This is a genomic window from Verrucomicrobiia bacterium, from assembly GCA_026414565.1.
GTDB lineage: Bacteria > Verrucomicrobiota > Verrucomicrobiia > Limisphaerales > Fontisphaeraceae > Fontisphaera.
Map to the genome: position 1 here is coordinate 73,005 of JAOAIT010000037.1, position 22,102 is coordinate 95,106.

Consider the following 22,102-nt stretch of genomic DNA (forward strand, 5'->3'; position numbering starts at 1 on the left):
TGGGGGAGGCAAAGCGAGGGCGGCTCCCGGCGCCGGTCAGGCTCCGATCTGGCGGCGGAGGCATTCCATGATGCGGGCCGCCCAGAGGTCCAGGGTGGCGGCGTCGCGGCCTTCAAGCAGCAGGCGCACTTTTGGCTCGGTGCCGGAGTAACGCAAGAGCACGCGGCCGCCTTGGGCTTTCAGCTCTGCCTCGGCCTGGCGCACCAGCTCGCCCACGCCGTCCAGTTCTTCAAACGGGCGTTTTTCGCGGACCTTGAGGTTGACGTTTTTCTGGGGGAAGCGGGTCCAGCACTTGACCAGCTCGGAGAGCGGTTTTTGGGTGGCGGTCATGGTTTGCAGGACCTGGAGCGCGGCCACCAGGCCGTCGCCGGTGGTGCTGTGGTCGCGGAAAATCAGATGGCCGCTCTGCTCGCCGCCGAGGTTGTACCCGCCGCGCAGCATTTCATCAATGACGTTCTTGTCGCCCACGTCCGTGCGCAGGACGCGCCCGCCGGCGGCGGTGATGGCGGCGTCCAGGCCGGCGTTGCTCATGACGGTGGCCACGAGCGTTTTTTCCACCAACACCCCGCGCGCGAGCATGTCCAGGGCCGTGATGGCCATGATGTCGTCGCCGTCCACCAGGCGGCCGAATTCATCGCAGAGCAGCACGCGATCCGCATCGCCATCGTGGGCGATGCCGACATCGGCGCGAAATTCGCGCACGCGGGCGCAGAGGTTTTCGGGGTGCATGGAGCCGCACTCGCGGTTGATGTTGAGGCCGTCGGGCTGGTTGCCAAAAACCAGGACTTCGGCCCCCAGCTCGCGCAGGACGCAGGGGGTGGATTTGTAGGCGGCGCCGTGGGCGCAGTCCACCACGATGCGCAGGCCTTCGAGGGTGCGCCCCTTGGGGAAGGAGGCCTTGGCAAATTCGATGTACCGCCCGAGGGCGTCGTCAATGCGCACGGCCTTGCCAATGGCGCTGGCGGTGGGCCGGATGCTGTCAATGCGGCCGGAGAAGACCAGGTCTTCGATCTCGGCCTCGACGGCGTCGTCGAGCTTGTAGCCGTCGGCGCGGAAGAACTTGATGCCGTTGTCGTCGTAGGGGTTGTGCGAGGCGGTGATGACGATGCCGGCATCGGCGCGCAGGCTGCGGGTCACGTAGGCCACGCCGGGGGTGGGCAGAGGGCCGATGAACAACACATCCACGCCCATGGAGAGAATGCCGGCGGAGATGGCGTTTTCGAGCATGTACCCGGAGAGGCGGGTGTCCTTGCCGATGACGATTTTATGTCGGCCGCGGCCGCGGGAGGGGCCGGGCAGGTTTTTGAAGACATGGGCGGCGGCCCGGCCCAGTTTGAGGGCGGTTTCGGCGGTCACCGGCTCAATGTTGGCGATGCCGCGGACGCCGTCGGTGCCGAAGATGCGTTTGCCATTGCTCATAAGGGATAAGGATAAGAGGGTTCAGCGGACGCGGGCCACCTGGACCTCCGGCGGGTCCACGCGGGTGACGGCCACGCCGGGGGGATGGTGGACCATGACTTTGAGCGGGAGGGGCGGGGCATCTCCCAGGTCCACCAGGTTGATGTACACCATGAGGTCGCCACTGCGGAGCTTGTTCATGATCTCCACCGGCCCCTTGAGGGTCACGTCCACCGTGGCGGGCGAGACGCGGAAGGCGCGTTCATCTCCGGCGGACTTCATGACGGTGATGGGATGGCGGTAAAAGGTGACCTCGGCGGCGGCCACCACGGGGGTGCGCTCCAGGCGTCCGCCCTGCTGCCAAGTGTTGACGACATGCCAGATCATCACGGCCAGCAGCAGGGAGCAGACCTTGGCCCAAAAGTTGTGGAAGATGATTTTTTGCAGGGGCATGGCTTATTTCATCTCCGCTTTGGTGGCCACCGGCGGAGCGGGCCGGAAACGCTGGGGCAGATAATCCCGCATGCGGGACAGCCAGCGGGGCGGTTTGGCCTTGACCATCAGGTTGCTCAAGAAGGCGCGCAGCTCCTCCAGGCTCAGGCCGCGGGTCAACTGCCCCCGGTAGGCCACGGAAATCAGGCCGGTTTCCTCGGAAACCACCACCACGATGGCATCGGTTTCCTCGCTCAAGCCAATGGCGGCGCGGTGTCGCGTGCCTAGGGAGGGGCTGAGGCCCTGCTGCTGGGTCAGGGGGAAGATGCAGGCGGCGTAGAGGATGCGGTCCCCCTTCAAAATAACCCCGCCGTCATGGATGGCGTTGTTGGGAAAGAAAATGGTTTCCAGCATCTCCGGCGTGGCCTCGCAGTCCACCGGAATGCCGGATTCCACCGAATCATGGACATGAATGGACTGTTCAATGGCAATGAGCGCGCCGATGCGGGCCTCGGAGAGGCGCTCGCAGGTTTGGACGATGATTTCAATGTTTTCGCGTTGCTCGTGGGCGGACGCGAAGAGCGAGGTGCTGCCCAGTTCGGCAAGGATGCGCCGCAACTCGGGCTGGAAGAGAATGAGAATGGCCACCAGGAAGAAGGCAAAGAAGGTGGTAAGCAGCCAGCGGAGCACCTTCAAATCCAGCACCACCGTCACGAAGGTGAGGGCCAGGAGCAGGACCAGAAAACCGGTGAGCACCGGCGCGCCCTTGGTGCCCCGGATGAGGATGAAGCCGTAGTAAATCCCCACCGCGAGGATGAGGATTTCCAGCGCCGGTCGCCACAGTTGTAAGAGCCATTCCATCATGCAAGCTGGCGGGCCAGCAACGCCTCGGTCATGCGCACGGCATGGACCGTGGCCCGGACGTCGTGGGCGCGGATGATGTCCACCCCTTGCTCGACCGCCCAACAGGCGCAGGCCAGGCTGCCCGGCAGGCGCTCTGGCGGCTCTGCGCCCAGGAGTTTCCCGATGAATGATTTGCGGGAAACACCCAACAGCAGAGGCCGCCCCCATCTTTTAAATTGGCGCAGGGCGGCGAGCAACTGCAAATTATGCTCCACAGTTTTCCCAAAGCCGATGCCCACATCGAGCACCGTCTGCTCGGGGCGCACCCCCGCCGCCTGCAAACGGGCCAGCACGTCGCCGAAAAAGGCGTCCACCTCGGCCACCACGTCCTGATACTCGGGATGTTGTTGCATGGTCGCCGGCGTGCCCTGCATGTGCATGGCCACATAACCGGCGCCCGTGGCGGCGGCCACCTCCCACATCGCGGGGTCGGTGCGGTGAGCCGCGATGTCATTGATGATGCTCGCCCCGGCCCGAATCGCCGCCGCCGCCACGGCGGGTTTAACCGTATCAATGGAGAGCGGGATGGTCACCCGCTCCGCCAGGGCGGCAATGACCGGCAGCACGCGGCGCATTTCCTCGGCTTCCGGGACCGGCTCGGCGCCGGGGCGGGTGGATTCACCGCCAATGTCCAGGAGGTCCGCGCCTTCGGCCACCAGGTCCAGGGCATGCTGCACAGCGGCCTCCACGCCGAAATAGCGGCCGCCGTCGTAAAATGAGTCCGGCGTCACATTGACAATCCCCATGACCAGCCGGGGGCGGGGGAAGGTGAAGGTGAACTGCCGGGCGGTCCATTGCATAGGGGGTTAAATCTCACGAAACCGTTGGGCAATGGGCAGGCGCCGGCCCATGCCAAAGGCCTTGCTGGTGACTTTGAGGCCGGGGGCGGCCTGGCGGCGTTTGTACTCGCTCAAATCAATCAGGCGCACCACGCGGCGGACGTCGGCCTCGGCAAAGCCGGCGGCCAGAATCTCGGCCACGGTTTGCCCCTGGACGACGTAGCGCTCCAGAATAGCGTCCAGCACCTCATAGGGGGGAAGGGAGTCCTGGTCCTTCTGGTTGGGGCGCAGCTCGGCGGAGGGCGGCTTGGTGAGGGAGGCCTGCGGGATGATCTCGCGCTCGCGATTGATCCAGCGGGCCAGCCGATACACCATCTGCTTGGGCACGTCACTGATGACGGCCAGCCCGCCGCACATGTCACCGTACAGGGTGCAATAGCCCACGGCGCTTTCGCTCTTGTTGCCGGTGGTGAGCAGCAGCTCGCCGAATTTGTTGGAGAGGGCCATCAGGATGACGCCGCGCAGGCGGGCCTGGATGTTTTCTTCGGTCACATCTTCCGGCCGCCCGGCAAACAGCTCGCGCAACTGGCCTTTGACGCTATCGAAGGGCGGTTGGATGGGGATGACGTGGTACTTGATGCCCAGGTTTTCCGCCAGCGCACGGGCATCATCCAGACTGCCCTGGCTGGAGTACTGGGAGGGCAGGGAAACCCCGCGGACATTCTCCCGGCCCAGGGCGGCCACGGCGAGGCAGGCGGTGAGCGCCGAGTCAATGCCACCGCTCAATCCCAGCACGGCCGCCCGGAAACCGCACTTGTGGAGATAATCCCGCAATCCCAGCACCAGCGCCTGATACACCTGCTCCTCCTCGCACGGCTCGGCGTAGTTGAGCGGTGCGGCCTGGTTCAAATCCACGCATAAAAAATCCTCGGCGAAGGCGGCTCCGCGGGCCACGAGCCGGCCGGCGGCATCGAAGGCGAGGCTCTGGCCGTCAAAGACGAGTTCATCGTTGCCGCCCACGAGGTTGCAATAAACAATCGGCCGCCCAATGTGCCGGGCCATGCTGGAGACCATGTCATGGCGGGTGCGGGTTTTGCCCAGGTGCCAGGGGGAGGCGGAGCAGTTGACGATGACCTCCGCGCCCGCCTGGGCCAGATCGCGGCAGGGATTCCGGCGGTAACGGCGTTCGCGCCAGAAATCCTCGTCATTCCAGATGTCCTCGCAAATGGTCAAGCCCAGGCGTTTGCCCCTGAACTCCACCGGGGCATTGTCCACGGCCGGCTCGAAATAACGATCTTCATCAAAGACATCGTAGGTGGGTAGGAGCATTTTGTGGCGGAGGGCCTGGATTTTGCCCTCGCTCAAGAGGGCCACAGAGTTGGTGGCCTCGCGGCCGGGGCGGTTTTCGTGCCGGCCCACAAACCCCACCACCAGGCCGGTGGCGCCGGTGGCGGCGGCCAGTTCCTCGAGCACGCGCAGGTTTTGCTCCACGAAGGAGCGGCGCAGGAGCAGATCGCGCGGCGGGTAACCGGTAATCGCCAGCTCGGGGGTGACCACCAGATCCGCCCCGCCGGCCACGCCGCGCTGGTAGGCCGCCAGGATGCGATCGCGGTTGCCGGTCATGTCGCCGATGATGGTGTTGATTTGCGCCAGCGCAATTTTCATAACCTGCCGCCAACATACCGCAGGAACTGGGGCATGAACAATGAAAAGGAAACGGCGGCGCGGGGGATGGCCCGGGTGGAGGCAGGAGGTTGCCGCTCAACCCAGCAGCTCGGCCACCTTGGCCTCCAAAGAGGGAGCGCGCATGAGCGACTCGCCCACCAGAATGGCCCGCGCGCCACACCGCTCCAGGCGTTCCACGTCGGCGCGCGTATGAATGCCGCTTTCGGCCACCAGCAGGCAGGCGTGCTGTCCCAGTTGGGCGGCAAGCCGTTCGGTGGTGGCCAAATCCACGGTAAAGGTGGTCAAATCGCGGTTGTTCACACCAATCAGCGGGGCGCGGAGGGCGAGGGCGCGTTGCAGCTCGGCTTCATCGTGCACCTCCACCAGGGCCGCCAGTCCGGCGGCGGTGGCCAGCGCGTGCAACTGTCGCAGCCGGTCATCGTCCAAAATGGCCGCGATCAACAGAATCGCGTCCGCTCCCCATTCCACCGCTTCCAGAATCTGGCGCTCGTCCAGGATGAAATCCTTGCGCAAGAGGGGGAGGGAGACGGCGGCGCGGATCTGGCGCAGATATTCCAAATGCCCCTGAAAAAAACGCTCATCGGTGAGTACGGAGAGGCAGTCGGCCCCGGCGGCTTCATAGGCTCGCGCAATCGCCACGGGATCAAAGTCCGGGCGGATGACGCCGGCAGAGGGCGAGGCTTTTTTCACCTCGGCAATCAGGGCCATCCGGCGCCCGCGGCGGGGCCGTTGCAGCGCGGCGAGAAAATCGCGCCGGCCGCGGCGTGCCAGATGCGCGCGCAGCTCCTCCGCGGTGATGGGGCTCGGGGGCAGGGCCGCGATTTCCTGCTGCTTGTGCGCGACGATGGTGTCGAGAATGTTGGCCACGAGATCAGGTGGTGATGGGCGCAGATGCTGGTTGCTGCTCCTGCCCGCCTGCGCTCCTGGCGGCCGGGAGCGGGAGCGCACCGGGAGCGGGACATTCCGGGCAGAAAGGAGTGGCGCGGCGGCGCCACGGGTTATTCTTCGTCCTCATCCTTGATGCCTTGCATGCGTTTGGTGGGGCCGCCGGCGCGGAGCCAGGCGTTGACAAACATATCCAGATCGCCATCCATGACGCGCTGGGTGTCCCCGGTTTGCACGCCGGTGCGCAGGTCCTTGACCATGCGATACGGTTGAAACACGTAACTGCGAATCTGGTTGCCCCACGAGACACTGCCTTTTTCCCCGTAAAACCGCTCCATCTCGGCCTTTTTCTGGTCTTCGCGGAGGGCGTACAATTTGGAGAGCAGCAGCTTCATGGCGGCGGCGCGGTTTTGGGCCTGGCTGCGCTGCGCCTGGGAGGCGGCCACCAACCCGGTGGGGAGGTGGGTGATGCGCACCGCCGTTTCCACCTTGTTGACGTTCTGGCCGCCTTTGCCGCCGGAGCGGTAGGTGTCAATTTGCAGTTCATTGGGCGGGATGACAATCTCGGTGTCATCCTCAATTTCGGCGATCACGTCCACGCTGGCAAAACTGGTGTGGCGGCGCTTGTTGGCGTCGAAGGGGGAGATGCGCACCAGCCGGTGGACGCCGCGCTCGGCCTTGCAATAGCCATAGGCATATTCGCCCCGCACCACCATGGTGACGTTTTTGATGCCGGCACCCTCCCCCGGCAGCAGGTCGGTGACTTCCACCTCCCAGCCGCGGGATTCACACCAGCGCTGGTACATGCGCAGGAGCATCTCGGCCCAGTCGCAGGCTTCAGTGCCGCCGGCCCCGGCGTTGATGGTGAGGATGCAATTGTTGCGATCATGCGGGCCGCTGAGGAAAAAGCGCAGCTCCAGGCGGTCAATTTCCTCCAGCAGCTTCTGGGTGTCGCGGTCCAGTTCGGCGGCCACTTTGGCCTGGCTTTCGGGCGGTTCCGCCTCGGCCAGTTCGAGCATGACCTTCAAATCGGCGTGCTGGCGGCTGACGGCCTCCAGGGGTTCCAGCTTGCGCTTGATGTCGTTGGCTTCCTCGATGGTTTTCTGCGCCTGCTCGCGGCTGTTCCAAAAGGTCTCTGCGGCCATCTGGGTTTCCAGCTCCCCCAGCCGCTGTTGCAATTTGGGGACGTCAAAGAAACCTCCGCAAATGGGCCAGTTTCTCCGCCGCCGTCTGCAACCGATTGGCAATCACGTCCAACATAGCGGGCGGAGCATAGCCACGGGCCGCCGCCCCGACAAGGCGGAAAACCTCCGGCTGGCCGTGCGCCCTGCCGGCGGGGGGGTGAACATTTTTGGCTTGCACGGCTGAAGGGGGAGATTACTTTGCGTCAAGTATGAGTCATTCATCAGTTGACGCCAATGTCTCAGCGCGCATAGCGGCGCTGGGCCGCCGTGTTTTGGAAGGGGGACAAATCGGGCGCGAGGAGGCGCTGGAGCTGTTTCACCTGGAGCGCAGCGCGGATATTTATGATTTGATGGCGTGGGCCAACCGCATCCGGGAGCATTTCAAGGGGAATCGCATCCATCTCTGCTCCATCGTGAACGCCAAGGCGGGCGGGTGTCCGGAGGATTGCAAGTTTTGCGCGCAATCGGCCTTTTACCAAACTCAGTCACCGCGTTACGGTTTTGTGGAGCCGGAGCCGGTACAACAGGCGGCGGAGGAGGCCATGCGCCACGGGGTGACGGCCGTGGGGCTGGTGGCGGCCTGGAAGGGGCTGAGCGAGGGCCGGATGCTGGACGAGGTGTGCGAGCGGGTGCGGGAGCTGGCGCGCAGCGGCAAGGCACGGGCGGACGTGTCGCTGGGCATCATCAAGAGCCAGCGCGTGGCCGATCGTTTGAAGGAGGCGGGGGTGCAGGTGTATGGGCACAACCTGGAGACCTCGCGCCGCTTTTTCCCGCAGCAATGCACCACGCACACCTACGACGATCGCATTCAAACCCTGAAATTCCTGCGCAACGCCGGGATTCGCATCTGCTCCGGGGGCATCATCGGGATGGGGGAGACGCGGGAAGACCGCTGCGAACTGGCTTTGAGCCTGCGCGAAGTTGGGGCGAGCGTGGTGCCCATCAATATCCTTAATCCCATCCCGGGCACTCCGTTTGAGCATGTGCCGCCGCTGCCTCCGTTGGAAATCCTCAAAACGATTGCCTGTTTCCGCTTCATCCTGCCGCGCCAGGAAATCATGGTGGCGGGGGGGCGCACGGTGAATTTGCGGGATTTGCAGAGCATGATTTTCATGGCGGGGGCCAGCGCGCTCATGGTGGGCAATTACCTTACCACGCTCAACCGGCCGGTGGAGCAGGATTTGCAGATGCTCAAAGATTTGGGCCTGGAGCCGGCGGGCAGCGATCATGATTTCAGTGATCAGCCGGAAACGGCGCCGGTCTCCACTACGCCGGAGCCGGTGACGGCTTGAGGCGGATGGCGCCCGGCTCATCGCCGCCATGCCCGCAGCACGTAGGCATGGGGGTTGTGCGTGGGTTCGCCGTGGAACTGGCGCACCAGCAAGGAATCCAGGTGGATGGCCTGGACGGCAAAGCCCGCCCCTTCCAGGCGTTCACGCACCCGCGGCAGGCTCAGGCGATTCCAGTAATACTCCTCCACGGGGCGGACCAGGTGCTCCGGCTCTTCGTGCATCTGGAAAAACCCGAGGCACATCGCCCGGCGAGTAACGCGGGTTATTTCGGCCAGGGCCTGCTCCAGGGCGGCCGGGCTGAGATGCTCGAAGAGGTCCTGGGCGAGCAGCACCTCCACCGACTGGTTTTCCTGCGGGATTTCCAGCACGTTGCCCACGGCAAAATGGGCCTCGGGACACAAGGCGCGGGCGTTGTCCACGTTTTTGGCGCAAAGATCAAAGCCGGCGTAGTCCACGAAGGGCGCCAGCCCAAAAGGAGCAAAGAAGCGGTAATCATTGGCCGAGCCGCAGGCGGGTTCGAGCACGGTGAGGCGCGGAGCCGTCTGGCCTGCCAGCTCCTGCCGCCACAGGAGGGCAAAGGTGTTCAAAATGCGCTCGGGGAGCCGGACCGGCGTCATGGCCAGCAGGTCCGGGGTGAGCAGCGCGTCCAGGTAGTTGGGGACTTCCACGCTGCCGATTTTTTCCGGCAGGCGGGTGTACACGGCATGCAAAAAAGGCGGCAGGGTGACGCCTTCCACCACCGCCATGGGGCGTTGCAAGCCCCGGCGCAAACTCTCCACATCCTCATCAATCATGGGATGCTCGAAGCGCTGGAGCATCCAATTCATGGCCATGGAGAAGCGCACCTCGGCCTCCTGCAGCGGGGCAAAGCGCGGGCCGAAAAGCAGCTCCAGGAGGAAATGGCGCATGAGGATGCTGGAGAGGTTCAGCCGCGGGTCCTCCACACTGGCCACCAGGTAATCGCGCAAATCGGCGGCGTCATGGCGGTCCCACATCCGGCGCAGGGCCTCGGTTTCTTTGAGCAGGTTGGGGTCCATAACAAAAAGGCGGCCCGGAGGCCGCCTGCGAGGTGGTGCCGGTGGGTTACACCGGAAGCTTCCACGGGGCGCGATAGGCCTTGGTGGCCCAGTGCGCCAATTCCGGCACGGTGATCACTTCCTTGACCGGATCCCAGGTGATTTTCTTGCCGGTGCGCGCCGCGATGTTGCCCAGATGACAGGCGGTGGCGGTGCGATGGCCGATTTCCACCGAACAGATCGGGTCCTTGCGCGTCTTGATGCAGTCCAGCCAGTTGCCGTAATGATCATTGCTGATGTACACCAGCTTGATGTCCGTGTCCTTCATCGGCGGGATGTCGTCCAAATCCTCCTCCTTCTCCGTGGCGCCCATCTTGAGCACGCCGCGGTTGACGTAAATGACGCCCTTGTCGCCGATGAAGGTGGTGCCCATTTTGGCGCCCTGCTCCAAAATCACCTGCACGCCGTTGGGGTATTTGTAATGGATGAGGCTCCACACCGGCACTTCGAAGCGTTTTTTCTCGTCATAGCGGGCCTGGCCGGTGATTTCGACCGGGCCGGTGTTGTCCACATCCATGCCCCAATGGGCGATGTCCAGGTGATGCGCGCCCCAGTTGGTCATCTGGCCGCCGGAATAATCCCAGAAAAAGCGGAAATAATAGTGGACGCGGGCCCGGTTGTAGGGCCGGTAGGGCGCCGGGCCGAGCCACATGTCGTAGTCGAGTTCGGGCGGCGGGTCGCTGTCTTTGACGTCATCCAGTTTGTTGTCCCAGTTGACGGTGGTGATGCCCACCTTGACGGTGTGCAGCTTGCCGATTTTGCCGGCGCGCACCATTTCGACGGCGGTGCGGAAACGCGGATCGGACCGCTGCTGGCTGCCGGTTTGCAGCACGCGTTTGTACTGGCGCACGGCCTTGACCATGGCCTTGCCTTCCTCGATGAACAGCGTCAGCGGCTTTTCGCAATACACGTCCTTGCCCGCCTGGCAGGCGTGGATGGCCTGCAGGGCATGCCAGTGATCGGGGGTGGAAATCACCACCGCGTCCACGCTTTTGTCCTCCAGCAATTTGCGGTAATCCTTGTAGCCGGGCACCTCCTTGCCCTGAGCCTTGATCACCGCCTTCTGCCCGGTGGCGAGGTTGTTGGAGTCCACATCACACAGGGCAAAGACATTCTTTTTCTTGAGGAAATACTGCATGTTTTGTACCCCCCGGCCGCCGGTGGCAATGAAGCCCACCCGCACCAGCTCGGAGGGATTTTCCCCGGTGGCGGCGCGGGTTTCATTCAGGAAGATGTTGGGGCTGGCCAGGGCGGCGCCCACGCCCAGCGAGAGGTTGCGTGCCTGACGCAAGAACGATCGGCGAGAGATGTGCTGCGTGTTTTTCATAAGGCTGTTATTGCTGCTCAACGCCGGCTTGTCAACGTTTCTTCCCGTCCCGGCTGCCGCTTCCGGGCTTATTCTGCCAGGCGCGCGGGTGAGGTAGGCGCAGCCTGGGGCCGGAGCGAGGGGCAGGGGCGATCGGTTTGGCCCGCGCCGCAGGCGGGACTGCAAGGGGGGGGAAGATTAAATTGTTTTTTTTGAAACCAAAGCCGGCTTATGCCGTCTAAAGGAATAGACGGTTGCGCAAAAATGGCGGTAGCGCAACTGCCGGTCCAGGTGTCATATTAAAGGTTATGAGCCGCAAAAGTTTTCAGACAGATTGCAGGCCGCGCACCGGCGGGTTCACGTTGATTGAACTGCTGGTGGTGATTGCCATTATTGCGCTGCTGGCCAGCATGTTGCTGCCGGCGCTGGCCTCGGCCAAGCAGCGGGCGCAAACGATTCAGTGCATGAACAACATGCGCCAGATGGGCATCGCGCTGCGGATGTACCTGAACGACAACGATGGGGTGTTTCCGCTGCGCATGTACGGGCCGGCGTGGCCGGGGCGCATGAGCAACGAAATCTCCAACCCCAAGGTGATGATTTGTCCGGCGGATGGGCCGGATGAGCCGCATTCGGACGGGGCGACCCACCCGCGCAGCGATCCGGTGCGGTTTCCGCTGGATGCGGCGCCGCGCAGTTTCATCATGAATGCGTTCACGGATTACGTGCAGACATTTCATTCGACCAACACCACGTATTACAAGCAGGCCAACTCGCCCACTCCCATCCCGGAGGGGGCCGTCAAACACCCCTCGGAGACCATCGCGTTTGGGGAGAAGGTGAATGAGCGCGGGGATTTCTTCCTGGATTACGACGGGTTTGACGATGTGGAGGTGCTGGCGCAGGGGCGTCACAACAACGCCCGCCGGCAAAACTTCAGCGGCGGCGCGAATTACGTGTTTTGTGACGGCAGCGCGCGCTTTTACAAGTATGGCCGCACGCTTTCTCCGGTCAACCTCTGGGCCGTGACGGATTTGTATCGTCTGCCCACCAGTCCCCCCAAACCCTGAGCGGCTTGCAGGCCGCGGAAGGAAGGCCCGGTTGACGTTTGGCGTTTTTTGCGGGAAGGAGTCATAATACTGCCGTGTCTGGGGCACGTTATAAACCACTGGTCTGGGGTGTGGCCGGGCTGCTGCTGCTCTGGCTGGCGGCATGGGGCGGTTTTGCCCTGGCCCGGCAGAGCAAAATGACCGCCGAAAAAGTGGGGCAGTACATGCGGCAGACGGATTTGAGCCGCCTGCCGCCTTCGCGGCGGGGGCAGGCGCTGGAGGAGCTGGCCCGCAAACTCAACGCCCTGCCATGGGAGGAGCGCCGGCGGGCGCGCCTGGATCGCGAATGGCGCCGGTGGTTTGAACAGATGACGGAGGCGGAAAAGGATGCCTTTGTGGAGGCCACCATGCCCACCGGATTCAAGACGATGATCGAGGCGTTTGAGAAAATGCCGCCCGAGCGCCGCCAGCGCGCCGTGCAGGAGGCGCTCAAGCGTTTGCGGGAGGCGCAAGAGGAGATGGCGGCCCAGGGCGAGGGGGCCGGGCCAGCCCCGCCGCGGTGGGGCAATGATCCGGAGGCCCCGGTGATTAGTGAAGAGTTGCAGAAGAAAATCGCCGTGCTGGGGCTGAAAACTTTCTACTCGTCCAGCTCCGCGCAAACGAAGGCCGAGGTCGCGCCGCTGCTGGAGGAGATCCAACGGTTGATGGAATCCGGGCGCACGTTTGGCGGGCGGCGGCCTCATCCTTGAAGGACGGCGTGAAGCAGGCGCGACAACGGTGCAGGCGGGGGGGGCGGTGGGGTTTCGGCCCCGGGGCGTTCACCCTGCTGGAGCTGCTGGTGGTCATCGCCATTATTGGCCTGCTGGCGGCGTTGCTGTTGCCGGTGATGACACGCGCGCGGGAGGCGGGGCGGGCCGCGGCCTGCATCAGTAATTTGCGCCAGGTGGGTCTGGCGATCCAACTGTACACGCAGGATCACCACAACCGCCTGCCCATCATGCGCGATCAGCCGCCTGGCGCGCCGGCGACGAATGTGCCCGCCGGGCCGGAGCGGGTGCTGGCTCCCTACCTGGGCAACACCAATGTTTTGCGCTGTCCTTCAGACACCAAAGACCTTTTTTACACCACCGGCTCCAGCTACAGTTGGAACAGTTTGCTGAACAACCAGCCGGCGGATCGTTTGACGGTGCTCAATCTGCCTTTCAATCCGCACCAAATGCCGCTGATGTTTGACAAAGAGGCCTTTCATGCCGCCCGGGGGGAGGGGAAGGGCATCAATTTTCTTTATGCCGATGGCCACATTAAAAACCTGCTCGTGCTGGAGGGGACGCGTCCATGAGCCTGATTGAGCTGCGGGGGGTGAGCAAGCGTTTTGGCCGCCGGCAGGCGGTGGACGGACTGGATTTGAGCGTGCCGGCGGGGGAGATCTTTGGCCTGCTGGGTCACAACGGCGCCGGCAAAAGCACGGCCATCGGCATGATGCTGGGCCAGGTATGGCCGGATGCGGGGGAGGTGCGCCTGCTGGGGCATGATGTGACCTCCAACCGGCGGCGGGCGCTGGAAAAAGTGGGGGCGATCTTCGAGACTCCGGCGTTCTATGATTACCTCTCCGGCTGGCGCAACCTGGAGATTCTCAGCTCCTTCACGGCGCCCACGCCGCGGGAGCGTCTGCAGGAAGTCATTGCCTGGGTGGGACTGACGGGGCGGGAGCATCACCCGGTGCGGACCTACTCGCACGGCATGCGGACGCGGCTGGCACTGGCCCAGGCGCTGCTGCCACAGCCGGCGTTGCTGATTCTGGACGAGCCGGGCGACGGCCTGGATCCCGAGGGCATTCACGAGATGCGGCACACCATTTTGCGGCTGCGGCGGGAATTGGGGCTGACGATTCTGTTGTCGTCGCATTTGCTGAATGAAGTGGAGCAGTTGTGCACGCGCATTGCCGTGCTGCATCAGGGCCGGAAGGTCTTTGAAGGGCCGCTGGAGGAGGTGCGGCGGCAGGGGGCGTGGTGGCGGTTGCGGACGACGGATTTTGCGCGAGCGGTGGCTTTGCTGCGCGGGGCGGGGCTGATCGGCGACGCGCGCGACGGTCAGGCCATTCAACTGGCCCCGGCGGCCACCAGCCAGGAGGTGGTGCGCCGGCTGGTGGAGGCCGGTTTGCCGGTGAGCGAGATTGCGCCCGAGGAGCAAAGCTTGGAAAACTTTTACCTGGCGCTCATGCACCGCGAGCGCGCCGGCGCGGCCGTGGCAGAGTGACCCAGCTATGTTGTACCACCAATTTCGCGGGGAGTTGTGGAAGTTGTTTGGCAAGAAGCGCACGTACATTGGCTTTGCCATGTTTCTTCTGGCGCAGAACGCCATCAGCCTCGGCTTCAAGTTCACCACGGCCACCGGACACATTGAGCGGCTGCTGAATCAGAATGGATATCTGGCGGAGTCGTTCATCAGTGCGCTGACCATCGCGGTCATCATGATGGTGATGATCGCCATTTTCCTGCTGCCGTTGTACTCGGCGCTGGTGGGGGGGGATTTTGTGGCCAAGGAGAGCGAGGACGGCACGCTGCGCATGATTTTATGCCGGCCGATCTCCCGCTGGCGGTTGCTGGCGGTGAAATGGCTGGCGGGGTGCGTGTTTTCCGCCCTGCTGGTGCTGGCCCTGGGCGGGCTGGGATTGCTGTCCGCGCGGGTCTGGTTTCCGTGGGGCGGGCTGTTTGTCTTTGCGCCGGAGCAATCCATATTCAGTGTATTCAATGCCGGGGAGGGCCTGGAGCGCTATCTGCTGGCGCAGGTGTTTTTGATTCCCGAGGCGGTCACCATCATGACGCTGGCGTTCATGTTCAGTTGCTTCAACATCAAGCCGGCGGCGGCCACCATCCTGGCCATGTCAGTGGTGCTCATCAGTTTTATTCTGCAACACATCCCCTATTTTCGGGATTACCAGAACTGGATTCTGACCTACCACCTGAACATCTGGGTCTATATTTTTGAAGAGACCATTCCCTGGTGGCGCATCGGCCAGTCGTTGAGCCTGTTGCTTGGCTTCAATGCCACCTTCTTCCTGATCGGCGCCACCGTGTTTCACCTGCGCGACATCAAGAGCTAGCGGCGGCTACCGGAGGGCGTCGGGCGAAAATTTGAGCTGGGGATTCATGCCTTGCAATAATTGCGGCGTGGGCGCGCCGCCAAACTGCCGCCAATACAGCTCCTTGAATGGGTTAATTTTGGGGCCCACCGCCATTTCATTGATCAGGCCGGGCTGGATCGCTTCCCACCAGCGGTCATAACAGGCGGACAACTTTTGCACCAGCTCGGGATGCCGGCCGGCCAGGTTGTTGGTCTGGCCGGGATCGGTTGGCAGGTGGTAAAGCTCCCAGATGCCGCTGGTTTTGCCCGCGCTGACCATCTGGTAAGGGCCGTAACGCACGCTGCAATCCTGGTATTTGGCCGCGGCGGCTTTGCCGGTGGGCCATCGGCCTAGATGCGTGAAGAGGCAGCGGTCAGGCCACGGCGCGGAAGGTTCCAACAGCAGGGGGACGAGACTGCGTCCATCCCATTGACGCGCCACGGTGGGCGGGACTCTGGCTCCGGCGATTTCGAGGAGGGTGGGCATGACATCCACGTGGGCGGCCAGGGGGGCAATATCGCCCGGTGGAAGGACGCCCGGCCAGCGCCAGAACGAGGCGGCCCGCACGCCGCCCCAATAGGGGGTGCCTTTCTGGCCGCGCATGCCGGCATTGAACAACCGCACGCCCTGGGTGCCGCCATTGTCGTTCATGAAGATGATCAGCGTGTCGCGCTCCAGGCCCCAGACCTGCAGGCGGGCCAGCAACCGGCCCACGTTGTCATCCAGGTTGGCGATCATGCCGAAAAACTTGGCCACATTGGTGGGTACGCGCCCGGCATACAGGGCCTCGTACTCCGGGGGCACCTCCAAGGGGGTGTGCGGCGCATTGGGGGTGATCATGGCAAAAAAGGGACGCCGTCCGCGCACCCGCTCCATCCACGTGATCGCCTGCGTGAAAAAAACATCGGTGCAGTAGCCGGTGGTTGGGACAAAACGCCCGTTGTGCAGAATCACCGGGCTGAAATAATGGTTGTCGGGGGCGTCGCCGCAACTGCCGGGGTAGGTCTGGCCGATGCCGCCGGCACCGTGGATAAAGAACTCCTCGAAGCCGCGCCGGTCGGGCCAGTACTGCCGCTCATCGCCCAGATGCCATTTGCCGAAGATGCCGGTGTGATAGCCGGTTTGTTTGAGCAGGGCGGGGAGAGTGACCGCGGAGAGCGCAAGGCGCTCCCGCTCATAAATGGTGTGAGTGACACCGGACTTGAACTCATGACGGCCGGTCAACAGGGCTGCGCGAGTGGGGGAGCAGGTGGGGCTGACCATGAAATCCAAAAAGCGGCGGCCCTCGGCATGCAGGCGGTCCAGATGAGGGGTCCTGAGCACCGGGTTGCCGTGACAGGAGAGGTCGCCGTAGCCCTGATCGTCCGTTAAGATGAGAATAATGTTCGGACGGCGGCCGGTCAGCGCAGCCGCGGGCGCGGCGGCGGCGGAGGGTTGGGACTGCCCGATCAGGAAAGCAGCGAGCACCGGCAACCAGAAAAGCGCACGGTCATTCATGGGTTTGTTGGGGTATTATTCGGGTTCTGTGGTGATGCGCAAGGATAACGCGCAACTGTCCCGTGGGGGGCGCGCTCCACAAAGGCTGCCGTCCGTGGGGAGGTAAATTGCCCATGCCTTTGGCAAGGGACTGCCGCAGCACGCACAAGCCCGCCTGCGAGACAAGGCTGCCTTCGGGCAACAGGGCGGGTTTTGCCGGAGGGCGGGGGATGGCGTGGCATTGACAGGCGGCGGTTCCTCCGCAACCATCCTGCGCATGGCTCGGCCCTTGCGCCTCGAATTTCCCGGCGCCGTTTATTACCTCGCCTCGGAGGGAAACGGTGGGGAGGTGGTCTTTCACGGGGAGGAGGACCGGGTTTTATTTTGGGACACGCTGCAGCAAGCCTGCCAGCGGTTTCAGTGGGAGGTGCTGGCTTTTCGCCTGGTGGCGCGCCGCCTTGAAATGGTGGTGCACACGCCCGCCCCCAACCTGGTGGCAGGGATGAAATGGTTGCTGGGGGCTTTTACCATCAAGTACAACCGCCGCCATCAACGCCGCGGTCACCTGTTGGCGGGCCGTTATCGCTCGGTGTTGATTGAGCCGAAGGCGCCTTTTCTGCCGGCGGGGGTGGATTATGTGCATCTGGCGGCGGGCGGCGGGGGTTCACCCGCGCTGCCGGAGGCGGAGGATCCATGGTGCAGTTTGCGTTACTACCTGCTGGCACCGGCGCAACGCCCGCCGTGGCTGCAGGTGGCCCCGGTTTTCAACGCCCTGGATTTGAAGGATGACGATGCCGGCCGGGCCAAGTTCGCCGCCCGGTTGCGGACGGTGGCGGCGCATCCCCCGACGGAGCTTTGGGCTTCGTTGCGGCGGGGCTGGCGCATGGGGAGTGACGCGTTTCGCGCCGCGTTGTTGCAATGGTTGCAGGAGAGCCGCGGCAACTCCGCCGAGCCGGGGCGGGTGCTGGCGCGTGAGCAGGCTGATCTGATCGTGCGCGAGGAGCTGGCGCGCCTGGGCTGGACGGAGGCGGAACTGGCGCGGCGGCCCAAGGGGGATCCGGAAAAGGTGCGCATTGCGCGGCGCGTGCGCGCGGAAACAGCGGCCAGCTTGCGGTGGGTGGCGGCCCGCCTGCAGATGGGGGCGTGGACCAGCGCGGCCAACAGCTTGTATCGCAAAGATAAACCGGCGCCGGCACCCCGGCCGGTTTCTGCGCGTCCGCGCCCGGCAGCCAGGCCCGCCGTGCCCGCGCCGCAGGAGAAGGCGGCTGCCTCCCTGCCTGCCGTCCCGCCGGAGGATTTACCGCTGCACTGCCTGTAAGTTGTGTCCGGCGCCCTTGCTTATTTCCCGCCAGTCTTTACCGGCACGCGCAACACGCTCAAGGAATAGGCCGGCGCCACATGCGCCACGGCCGGCCCGGTGGGGGGGAGGGGCTGGGTCAGGGGCGCGATGCGGGTGGGATGCGTCAGGGAGTTTTCCTCAGTCAAGGCCCCGGTCAGGATGAGGGCGCGTCCAGCCCGGCCGGCGGGGGTGGCGCCGTTGAGCTGGAGGGTGATCATGCGCGGGGTGGCGGTGGCGTTGACCAGCTTGATGATGACTTCCAGGGCGGCTTCGTCGAAGGTGGCTGAAGCATAGACACGCTCGGGCTGGCCCACCTCGCCCTGCAGGCGGGCGGGCAGGATCAAGTCGCCGCGGTGGCGGGCGAAGGCCTGCTGGACGTAGTAATTGGGGGTGCCATAGACGCGCAGGTTGTCGAACCAGATGAGGTTGGGCCGCCACTGCCAGGCGTCCTCATGGGCAAACAGCGGGGCGTAGCTGCTCATGCGCACCACCTGGCCGTTGCGCTCGAGGCCGGTCATGAAGGCCGCCTCGGCGAGGGCGCACTCCCAGTTGTTGCGGTTGTCGGGGCTGACGGTGCGGACGCTTTGCGCGGCATATTCGCCCGCAAACACCCGCGGGCCGTTGCGGTCATAGCGGTCATAACGATGGGTGTTGTCCAGAAACCATTGCGGGGGCCGATAGTAATGCTCGTCCACAATATCGGCGCGAAGCTGGCGCAGACGGGGCCACAGGAGGTCGAATTTCGGGCCGTCCGGGTCCGGCCCGGCGCTGGAGATGAGGCGGATTTCCGGATGCCGCTGCTGGAGTACGCGGGCAAAGCGTTCGTAGCGTTCAAGGTATTGCGGCCCCCATTGCTCGTTGCCGATGCCCAGGAATTTCAAGTGGAAAGGCCGGGGATGGCCCATAGCGGCGCGACGGGCGCCCCAGACGGTGTTGGTGGGGCCATTGGCAAATTCAATCAAATCCAGGGCATCTTGAATGAAGGGGTCCAACTGCTCGAGGGGCACCAGCTCGCCGGTGTTGAACTGGCAGGCCATGCCGCAATTCAGAATGGGCAGCGGTTCGGCGCCCAAATCTTCGCACAGCAAAAAGTACTCATAAAATCCCAAGCCAAAACTTTGATAATAATCGGGGGTGGGCCGGTGTTTGAACTCCATGTTCCAACGATTGATGATGAGCTTGCGTTCCTCCGGGCGGCCGATGGTGTTCTTCCATTGGTAACGGTTTTCCAGATTAAATCCCTCCACAATGCAGCCGCCGGGGAAGCGAATGAACCCCGGTTTCAGCTCGGCCAGCATTTGCACCAGGTCGGCGCGCAGGCCGCCGGGGCGGTTTTTCCAGGTCTGGCGCGGGAAGAGCGAGACCATGTCCAGGTGCACACGGCCCTGGCCTTCGAAGAGGAGGCGCAGTTTGCCGCGGGCGGCGGTGGTGCGGGCGGTCAACGCGGCCGTGTGCCGCAGCCAGGCCGGTTGGAAGCCTTTGAGGCGGGTCTGGCCGATGACTTGTCCCTGTTCATCCAGCAATTCCACCTTCAAGGCGGTGGGGCCGCCGCTGACCTGCCGGGCAAAGACGGAAAAAACATAGGATTCTCCCTGGCGGAGGCCCATGCCGCGAAAGCCTTCATTGAGCAGCGCCACGCCGTGATCCGCGGGTCCCACCGTGACATCCAGGTATTGGGGATTGTTGGGGTGCAAGGGGTCGCGGGAGCTGACGCCAATCATGGCTGTGCTGCCGGGCGGTCGCACGGTCTGCCAGCCCATGAGCGGCTGGTTGAATTCAAAGGAGCGGTTTTTAACCAGCTCGGCATAAAGGCCGCCGTCGGCGCCGAAATTGATGTCTTCAAAAAAGATGCCCCACATGACCGGGCTGACCCGGGCGATGGGCCGGTGGACATCCACCTCGAGGCGGCATGGGAGTTCGTTCGCCGCCCCCAGGCTCAGGGACAAGAGGGCCAGGCCGGCGGCCGACAGAGCACGAGCAATTATTTTCATAGCTTTATTTATAAAGTCAGGCGCAGCGGTTGACAACCGCAGATGCGCGCGGCCATTCCAAATCATGCGGCCCGGGCAGCCGCCACCAGGGCATAAAGATTCGCGCCGGGGGTGCCGGGGGAGACGCCGCCGCCGGCGGAGAGCAGCCAGCGCCGGGAGTCGGCGAGGCCGGCCCGGGCGTGGCGCACGGCCTCGGCCACCTGCCCGGGCGTGCCCTGGGCGAGGACTTCGAGCGGGGGGACATTGCCCATGAGGCAGATATCGGGCCCGCAGAGTTCGCGCACGCGCGGCAGCGGCTGCAGGTGGGTGAAGTTGAAAATGTCCACCGGAATTTCGCGCAGGAAACGGTAAGGCACCACGTTGTTGGTGTCGTTGTGGAAGATTTTTAACGCTGTGGGAAAGGCGCGGAAAATCTGTTGCAGATAAGGCAGGGCGAAGGTCTGAAAATCTTTGGGCGAAAGAAAGCCGGTAATATCATCAAGCACCATGATTCCCTGGACCGCCGGGCCTGCCGCCGCGGCCTGGGCTTCGAGCCAGCGGGTGATGAATCGGGCGAGCACCTGCAACAGGCGGTGCGCCTTGTCGGGCTCGGTTTTGAGGCCCATGAGAAATTCGCTGACGCCCACCAGGTGGGTGGCCAGCGTCAACGGCCCGCGGGCCGCCACGATGCGCACCTCATGACCGGCCTCGGCCAGCCGCGGGTGGGAGCGGCGATAAAGCGTCAGGAGATAGGGCAGGAAGCCGTCGGTTTCGGGGTTGGGTTCGCTCAACTCGGGCAGGGCGTCCCAGGTCTCCACCAGCGGCAGGACCTGGGGCGTTTTGTCGTGGTAAAAAAGCGTTTTGCAGCCGAAGGCGCTGGGTTCGGCGCCCATGCCGATTTCCGCCCAGAAACCGGGCAGGAAGATGAGGTCGGGGAATTCGCGGATGACGCGGAAGTTGGCCTCCAGCCAGACGTCGGGCGCGAAGAGATAGTCCAGGGTGGACAGGCCGAGGTATCCGGGGATCCAGGGACTGTCCACAATCAGCGCCACGGGGAGATGGGGGAGGGCTTCGCCGCGGGCGCAACGGCGGAGGGTTTCCCATTGGGCAGAGGTCATGGATTAGAGTCGGAGGGCTTGAGCCTGGGCTTGCAGGCTGAGTTCAGCGGCCAAAAAGGTGTGCGCCTGGGGCATGGCGGTTTCGGTGCGGTCCAGGCAGTCGCGGATCAAGGCGCCAAAGTAGGGAAAGCCCACCTTGCCCTGCACGGCCAGATGATGCTCGCCGTGGGCATCCACCAGATAGACATGATCGCTGGCGCGGTCGCGGGCGACGTCCAGGTACTTGCGCAGTTCAATGGTGCCGGTGGTGCCGATGATAAAAGTGCGGCCATCCCCCCAGGCGCCGAGGCCGTCCGGGGTGTACCAGTCCACCCGGCAGTAAAAGGTGGCGCCATTGTCCGCCACCGCGGTGGCATCGCCGAAGTCCTCAAACTCGGGGTATTGACTGGCGTAATAATTGGTGACGCGGCTGTGGAGGACCCGGGCGCTGCGGGCGCCGGCAAAGGCCAGGAATTGCTCGAATTGATGGCTGGCGAGGTCGCAGAGAATGCCGCCTGTTTTATGCCGGTCGAAAAACCACGGCGGGCGCGTGGGTGCGTTCATGCGGTGCGGCCCCAGGCCGGCCACATGCAGCACACGGCCGATGCGGCCCCCCTGGATGAGCTGGCCGGCGTACAGGGCGGCCTCGCAGTGCAGGCGCTCGGCGTAGTACACGGCGAAGAGGCGGCCGGTTTGTCGCACTTTTTCGCGCGCGGCGGCCAGTTGTTCCAGGGTGGTGAAGGCCGGTTTGTCCGCAAAGTAATCCTTGCCGTGCTCCATGACGCGCAGGCCCAGGGGGGTGCGCTGGCAGGGGACGGGCGCGGCGGCCACAAGCTGCAAGGTGGCATCGTTCAGGATTTCGGCCTCGCTGGCGGCGGCCCGGACGCCGGGGTAGGTCTGGCAAAAGCGTTTCACCTTCTCCGGGTCGGGATCGTACACGGCCACAAGCTGGCCGCCGGCCTCCAGCAGGCCATTGCACATGCCATAAATGTGGCCGTGATCCAGGCCAATGGCCGCGAAGCGAAACTCCCCGGGCGCGCACACCACATTGGGCCTGCCCTTGGGGGCATACATCATGCCGTCCGCTTTCTGGAAGTCGCTCATGG

General features: G+C 64.1%; 21 protein-coding genes. 8 read left to right on the top strand and 13 right to left on the bottom strand.

What is annotated here, in order from left to right; genetic code table 11:
• Positions 1-36: 36 nt before the first annotated feature.
• The 7 genes from glmM to prfB all read right to left on the bottom strand — a co-directional run bounded on the left by glmM (position 37) and on the right by prfB (position 7,343).
• The gene (gene glmM / locus N3J91_08440; GenBank protein MCX8156458.1) at positions 37-1,419 is read right to left on the bottom strand and encodes a phosphoglucosamine mutase; all 1,383 of its coding nucleotides are present in this window, start codon (positions 1,417-1,419) and stop codon (positions 37-39) included.
• Between the two features lie 21 nt (positions 1,420-1,440).
• Positions 1,441-1,851: a CdaR family protein gene (locus N3J91_08445; protein ID MCX8156459.1), complete on the bottom strand. Its 411-nt coding sequence runs from the start codon at positions 1,849-1,851 to the stop codon at positions 1,441-1,443.
• A 3-nt stretch (positions 1,852-1,854) separates the two neighbouring features.
• Entirely contained in the window at positions 1,855-2,694 is an 840-nt protein-coding gene (cdaA, locus tag N3J91_08450; protein MCX8156460.1) for a diadenylate cyclase CdaA, read from the bottom strand.
• A complete protein-coding gene (gene folP, locus N3J91_08455; protein MCX8156461.1) occupies positions 2,691-3,533 on the bottom strand; it encodes a dihydropteroate synthase in 843 nt (280 codons plus the stop codon). Before folP ends, cdaA begins: the two co-directional genes overlap by 4 nt.
• Before the next feature lie 6 nt (positions 3,534-3,539).
• Positions 3,540-5,177: an NAD+ synthase gene (locus N3J91_08460; GenBank protein MCX8156462.1), complete on the bottom strand. Its 1,638-nt coding sequence runs from the start codon at positions 5,175-5,177 to the stop codon at positions 3,540-3,542.
• Positions 5,178-5,273: 96 nt separating this feature from the next.
• Positions 5,274-6,065 carry an indole-3-glycerol phosphate synthase TrpC gene (gene trpC, locus N3J91_08465; protein MCX8156463.1) on the bottom strand — a complete coding sequence of 264 codons (792 nt, stop codon included), beginning with the start codon at positions 6,063-6,065 and terminating at the stop codon, positions 5,274-5,276.
• Between the two features lie 131 nt (positions 6,066-6,196).
• Positions 6,197-7,343, bottom strand: a protein-coding gene (gene prfB, locus N3J91_08470) for a peptide chain release factor 2 (protein MCX8156464.1) whose coding sequence is annotated in 2 segments (ribosomal slippage) — positions 6,197-7,273 and positions 7,275-7,343 — 1,146 coding nt in all. Because the reading frame shifts where the segments join, the coding sequence is not laid out codon by codon here.
• Here prfB and N3J91_08475 point away from each other — a divergent pair.
• Together N3J91_08475 and bioB are read left to right on the top strand one after the other, a co-directional pair.
• Positions 7,290-7,451: a hypothetical protein gene (locus N3J91_08475; GenBank protein MCX8156465.1), complete on the top strand. Its 162-nt coding sequence runs from the start codon at positions 7,290-7,292 to the stop codon at positions 7,449-7,451. The genes prfB and N3J91_08475 overlap by 54 nt on opposite strands.
• Before the next feature lie 25 nt (positions 7,452-7,476).
• Positions 7,477-8,559, top strand: a complete 1,083-nt coding sequence (gene bioB, locus N3J91_08480) for a biotin synthase BioB (GenBank protein ID MCX8156466.1) — start codon at positions 7,477-7,479, stop codon at positions 8,557-8,559.
• Between the two features lie 17 nt (positions 8,560-8,576).
• Here the strand turns inward: bioB and N3J91_08485 are convergent, their stop codons facing one another.
• Positions 8,577-9,596, bottom strand: coding sequence for a class I SAM-dependent methyltransferase (locus N3J91_08485; GenBank protein MCX8156467.1), 1,020 nt, complete (start codon positions 9,594-9,596; stop codon positions 8,577-8,579).
• 46 nt (positions 9,597-9,642) lie between these two features.
• The gene (locus tag N3J91_08490) at positions 9,643-10,962 is read right to left on the bottom strand and encodes a Gfo/Idh/MocA family oxidoreductase (protein ID MCX8156468.1); all 1,320 of its coding nucleotides are present in this window, start codon (positions 10,960-10,962) and stop codon (positions 9,643-9,645) included.
• 287 nt (positions 10,963-11,249) lie between these two features.
• Between N3J91_08490 and N3J91_08495 the strand changes: the two genes are divergently transcribed.
• The 5 genes from N3J91_08495 to N3J91_08515 all read left to right on the top strand — a co-directional run bounded on the left by N3J91_08495 (position 11,250) and on the right by N3J91_08515 (position 15,093).
• Positions 11,250-12,011, top strand: a complete 762-nt coding sequence (locus N3J91_08495; GenBank protein ID MCX8156469.1) for a type II secretion system GspH family protein — start codon at positions 11,250-11,252, stop codon at positions 12,009-12,011.
• 74 nt (positions 12,012-12,085) lie between these two features.
• Positions 12,086-12,739 carry a hypothetical protein gene (locus tag N3J91_08500; GenBank protein MCX8156470.1) on the top strand — a complete coding sequence of 218 codons (654 nt, stop codon included), beginning with the start codon at positions 12,086-12,088 and terminating at the stop codon, positions 12,737-12,739.
• Between the two features lie 8 nt (positions 12,740-12,747).
• Positions 12,748-13,329, top strand: a complete 582-nt coding sequence (locus tag N3J91_08505) for a DUF1559 domain-containing protein (protein ID MCX8156471.1) — start codon at positions 12,748-12,750, stop codon at positions 13,327-13,329.
• Positions 13,326-14,246 (top strand): ABC transporter ATP-binding protein, encoded by a 921-nt coding sequence (locus N3J91_08510; GenBank protein MCX8156472.1) that lies wholly within the window; start codon positions 13,326-13,328, stop codon positions 14,244-14,246. The genes N3J91_08505 and N3J91_08510 overlap by 4 nt, the downstream gene beginning before the upstream one ends.
• 7 nt (positions 14,247-14,253) lie before the next feature.
• Positions 14,254-15,093 carry an ABC transporter permease gene (locus N3J91_08515; GenBank protein MCX8156473.1) on the top strand — a complete coding sequence of 280 codons (840 nt, stop codon included), beginning with the start codon at positions 14,254-14,256 and terminating at the stop codon, positions 15,091-15,093.
• 6 nt (positions 15,094-15,099) lie between these two features.
• Here N3J91_08515 and N3J91_08520 read toward each other — a convergent pair whose 3' ends face one another.
• A complete protein-coding gene (locus N3J91_08520; protein ID MCX8156474.1) occupies positions 15,100-16,611 on the bottom strand; it encodes an arylsulfatase in 1,512 nt (503 codons plus the stop codon).
• 256 nt (positions 16,612-16,867) lie between these two features.
• On the opposite strand from N3J91_08520, the gene N3J91_08525 reads away from it, so the two are divergent.
• The gene (locus N3J91_08525) at positions 16,868-17,908 is read left to right on the top strand and encodes a hypothetical protein (protein MCX8156475.1); all 1,041 of its coding nucleotides are present in this window, start codon (positions 16,868-16,870) and stop codon (positions 17,906-17,908) included.
• A 20-nt stretch (positions 17,909-17,928) separates the two neighbouring features.
• On the opposite strand, the gene N3J91_08530 is transcribed toward N3J91_08525, so the two are convergent.
• From N3J91_08530 to N3J91_08540, 3 genes are all read right to left on the bottom strand, one after another.
• Positions 17,929-19,920, bottom strand: a complete 1,992-nt coding sequence (locus N3J91_08530) for an alpha-L-arabinofuranosidase (GenBank protein MCX8156476.1) — start codon at positions 19,918-19,920, stop codon at positions 17,929-17,931.
• 62 nt (positions 19,921-19,982) lie between these two features.
• A complete protein-coding gene (locus tag N3J91_08535) occupies positions 19,983-21,017 on the bottom strand; it encodes a uroporphyrinogen decarboxylase family protein (protein MCX8156477.1) in 1,035 nt (344 codons plus the stop codon).
• Positions 21,018-21,020: 3 nt separating this feature from the next.
• A complete protein-coding gene (locus N3J91_08540; protein MCX8156478.1) occupies positions 21,021-22,100 on the bottom strand; it encodes a Gfo/Idh/MocA family oxidoreductase in 1,080 nt (359 codons plus the stop codon).
• Between the last annotated feature and the right edge of the window lie 2 nt (positions 22,101-22,102).

Bases quoted from the DNA above. Each gene is read 5' to 3' on its own strand.
- glmM (MCX8156458.1), bottom strand. From the start codon at position 1,419: ATGAGCAATGGCAAACGCATCTTCGGCACCGACGGCGTCCGCGGCATC.
- N3J91_08445 (MCX8156459.1), bottom strand. From the start codon at position 1,851: ATGCCCCTGCAAAAAATCATCTTCCACAACTTTTGGGCCAAGGTCTGC.
- cdaA (MCX8156460.1), bottom strand. From the start codon at position 2,694: ATGATGGAATGGCTCTTACAACTGTGGCGACCGGCGCTGGAAATCCTC.
- folP (MCX8156461.1), bottom strand. From the start codon at position 3,533: ATGCAATGGACCGCCCGGCAGTTCACCTTCACCTTCCCCCGCCCCCGG.
- N3J91_08460 (MCX8156462.1), bottom strand. From the start codon at position 5,177: ATGAAAATTGCGCTGGCGCAAATCAACACCATCATCGGCGACATGACC.
- N3J91_08475 (MCX8156465.1), top strand. From the start codon at position 7,290: ATGGGCCAGTTTCTCCGCCGCCGTCTGCAACCGATTGGCAATCACGTC.
- bioB (MCX8156466.1), top strand. From the start codon at position 7,477: ATGAGTCATTCATCAGTTGACGCCAATGTCTCAGCGCGCATAGCGGCG.
- N3J91_08485 (MCX8156467.1), bottom strand. From the start codon at position 9,596: ATGGACCCCAACCTGCTCAAAGAAACCGAGGCCCTGCGCCGGATGTGG.
- N3J91_08490 (MCX8156468.1), bottom strand. From the start codon at position 10,962: ATGAAAAACACGCAGCACATCTCTCGCCGATCGTTCTTGCGTCAGGCA.
- N3J91_08495 (MCX8156469.1), top strand. From the start codon at position 11,250: ATGAGCCGCAAAAGTTTTCAGACAGATTGCAGGCCGCGCACCGGCGGG.
- N3J91_08510 (MCX8156472.1), top strand. From the start codon at position 13,326: ATGAGCCTGATTGAGCTGCGGGGGGTGAGCAAGCGTTTTGGCCGCCGG.
- N3J91_08515 (MCX8156473.1), top strand. From the start codon at position 14,254: ATGTTGTACCACCAATTTCGCGGGGAGTTGTGGAAGTTGTTTGGCAAG.
- N3J91_08520 (MCX8156474.1), bottom strand. From the start codon at position 16,611: ATGAATGACCGTGCGCTTTTCTGGTTGCCGGTGCTCGCTGCTTTCCTG.
- N3J91_08525 (MCX8156475.1), top strand. From the start codon at position 16,868: ATGGCTCGGCCCTTGCGCCTCGAATTTCCCGGCGCCGTTTATTACCTC.
- N3J91_08530 (MCX8156476.1), bottom strand. From the start codon at position 19,920: ATGAAAATAATTGCTCGTGCTCTGTCGGCCGCCGGCCTGGCCCTCTTG.
- N3J91_08535 (MCX8156477.1), bottom strand. From the start codon at position 21,017: ATGACCTCTGCCCAATGGGAAACCCTCCGCCGTTGCGCCCGCGGCGAA.
- N3J91_08540 (MCX8156478.1), bottom strand. From the start codon at position 22,100: ATGAGCGACTTCCAGAAAGCGGACGGCATGATGTATGCCCCCAAGGGC.